This window comes from Shewanella sp. 11B5, from assembly GCF_002836795.1.
Taxonomy (GTDB): Bacteria; Pseudomonadota; Gammaproteobacteria; order Enterobacterales; family Shewanellaceae; genus Shewanella; species Shewanella frigidimarina.
Window position 1 is genome coordinate 1 of the sequence record NZ_PJAP01001018.1, and the last position, 2,668, is coordinate 2,668.

Annotated in this window: 2 protein-coding genes; both read right to left on the minus strand. The window is 43.3% G+C overall.

Features of this window, described 5'->3' with window-relative positions:
- Nucleotides 1-147 precede the first annotated feature (147 nt).
- Nucleotides 148-1,260 (minus strand): agmatine deiminase, encoded by a 1,113-nt coding sequence (gene aguA / locus CXF78_RS19720; RefSeq protein WP_102037712.1) that lies wholly within the window; start codon nucleotides 1,258-1,260, stop codon nucleotides 148-150.
- A 412-nt stretch (nucleotides 1,261-1,672) separates the two neighbouring features.
- A complete protein-coding gene (locus CXF78_RS19725) occupies nucleotides 1,673-2,575 on the minus strand; it encodes a LysR family transcriptional regulator (RefSeq protein WP_102037713.1) in 903 nt (300 codons plus the stop codon).
- Nucleotides 2,576-2,668 lie beyond the last annotated feature (93 nt).

Genomic DNA, 2,668 nt, shown 5'->3' on the forward strand with positions numbered 1-2,668 from the left:
GCTGTGGTGCGACCGGATTCGAGGGCTGCACGCAGCTCGGCAATAGAAACCTCAGTGACTTCGAACATGTTACGACCTCTTCTTAAAAGCCAAAAGTGTTGAAACAACAGTGATATTAATGGTCATTGTGTTCTCCTTCGCGGTTACTTATCTTCCAGAAGGGATCTGTTGAGTAATACAATGGATATTACCACCACCTAATAAAATCTCACGGGCTGGCACACCGACAATCTCATACTCTGGGAATATTTCCTGCAATTTTTGAGCTGCTATATCGTCGGTTACTGGATCGAGTAACGGGAAAACAATACGATTATTGGTAATTAAAAAGTTCGCATAAGAACCCGCTAAACGCTCACCCGCCGTACGTGGAACACCAGTACCTTCTGCTACCCCTTGCGCTTCTTCTTCTGTGCAATATAAAGGACCAGGCTGTGGTATTAGATGAACTGTTAACTTACGCCCTTGTGCATCAACAGTATTTTGCAAAATATCCAAAGCGGCTTTTGAACGAGGATATTGCGGATCGCTTTGATCATCAGTCCAATGTAAAACCACTTCGCCTGGACGAGCAAAACAGCATATATTATCAATGTGTCCGTCGGTTTCATCCATGAATACGCCGTCTGGCAACCAGATAAACTGCTTAACATTTAAATATTCAGCCAGTAATGCTTCTATCTGTTCACGAGTCAAATCGGGGTTGCGGTTGCTGTTAAGTAAACATTCAGCCGTGGTCATGCAAGTGCCTTCGCCGTCGACATGAATTGAACCACCTTCAAGAATAAGCGGAGCCTGATAACGATCAAAACCATGCTGAGTTAGCATCTGTTGCGCTACTTGCTCGTCCTTATCCCATGGTGAATACAAACCACCGTTATCGCCGCCCCAGGCATTAAAGCCCCAGTCAACACCACGGCATTCACCCTTGGCATTGACAACTACTGTAGGTCCGGTATCGCGAGCCCAGCAATCGTTGCTATCTATTTCGACCAACGTAACGTGAGCAGGCATAACCGTCTTGGCTTGTGCCAAAAATGCCTTAGGCACACCCATATAAACAGGGGTAACCGCACCAATTGCATCTGCCACTTTAGCAAATGTCGCCTGAGCATAAGCCCCTGCAGAGCGCCAGTTATCAGGACGATATGGCCAAATCATCCACACTGCTTGCTGCTGCGCCCATTCGGCTGGCATGCTAAAACCATCTTGGGAAGGTTTAGTCGTTAACTGCGTGGTATCCACATTCATGTTTGTCATGAGTTTTGTCTCCGGTAATGCTGAAAAACTATAAGGGAGTGCGCCCTAACATAGGACGACAGAATAAAAATACACCTAACATTAATCAAATGAATAAATCGAATTACCACATTCATCATGCGGACAGTTAGGCCGAAATTGCCACGTCTACACTCGTTGAGTTTTAGTTTCGATGAAATATCACTGTATATCATATCATTTAAGACAGCTTGCGCTAAAGAATTGTATGTAGTGAATAAATGAGTTAATCCCCGAACCCACTTATAGACATAAATGCATTAACGTTAATGCCTATTTTCCAAATGAAAATATGCCATCGGAAGTGTTTAACACCCGTAAAGTGATTTAAATCAATAGAGCGATTAGTTGCTTCACTAACTCTTCCGTAGGGTTTTATTGGCTTCATTAACCCTCATTTTACTTTTATTCGTTCAACTAAAAAATCGACTGCCGCTTTTACTTTTGGGACTAAGTAGCGCTGTTTTTGATACAACAAATAAACCGCCATATCAGAATGCTGGGTAATGGCTAATTGATGTTCAAACTTAAGTTCTACCAATTTGCCAGACTCAAGATAAGACGCTAACGCCCATCGAGTTGACATTAAAATGCCCTCTCCGTTACAAGCTTTTTTTGCCAGCCAAGGACCATTATTTGAAATCGCTACCGCCGGCCCTGAAACGTCATGCCATTGCCCGTCCATATTACATAACCAAGGAGTTGGCCCAGTTGGCGCTTTAAAATACAGGCCATTATGTTGCGTTAATTCCATCGCATTGTTAGGTACACCGTGTTTCTCTATGTAACTTGGTGACGCCACAGGAATGAAACCATTGTCCATCAGTCTTATTGCTAACACGCGTTCATTGGGCGCATAACCACCGCGAATAGCAATATCGACATCGTCACGTCCAAGTGTTGATAACTCGTCGCTAAAACTGACATCTAAAACAATTTGAGGGTATAACGTGCTGAGTTCATCTAACAACGGCAGTAATATCTTGTCACCAAACCCTACCATCGAACTGATCCGCAAACGCCCCATTGGTGTTGTTTGATAACTACGAACTGTTTCATGGCTTTGCGCTAGTTGGTTTAATATTTGTTGGACATCGTTGTAATAAATCTGCCCCACTTCGGTTAGTTTAACAATTCGGGTCGAACGCTTTAATAACGTCGCTCCCAAACTCTTTTCTAAATCAGCAACGCGTCTCGACAAAGATGATGGCGGCACATTAAACGCACTCGCCGCTTTGGTAAAACTGCCTGTTTCGACCACTTTACTGAAATACCGCATGGCACGTAGTTGATCCAACTCACTTCTCCCTTAAATGAACAGTTAATATTCTGGTCTTATTCTTGTTTTATTCTTGTCTTATTGTTGTCTTTAAAGCAATAGTGATTAGCG

Coding starts and splice junctions, on each gene's coding strand:
- aguA (WP_102037712.1), bottom strand. CDS start 1,260: ATGACAAACATGAATGTGGATACCACGCAGTTAACGACTAAACCTTCC.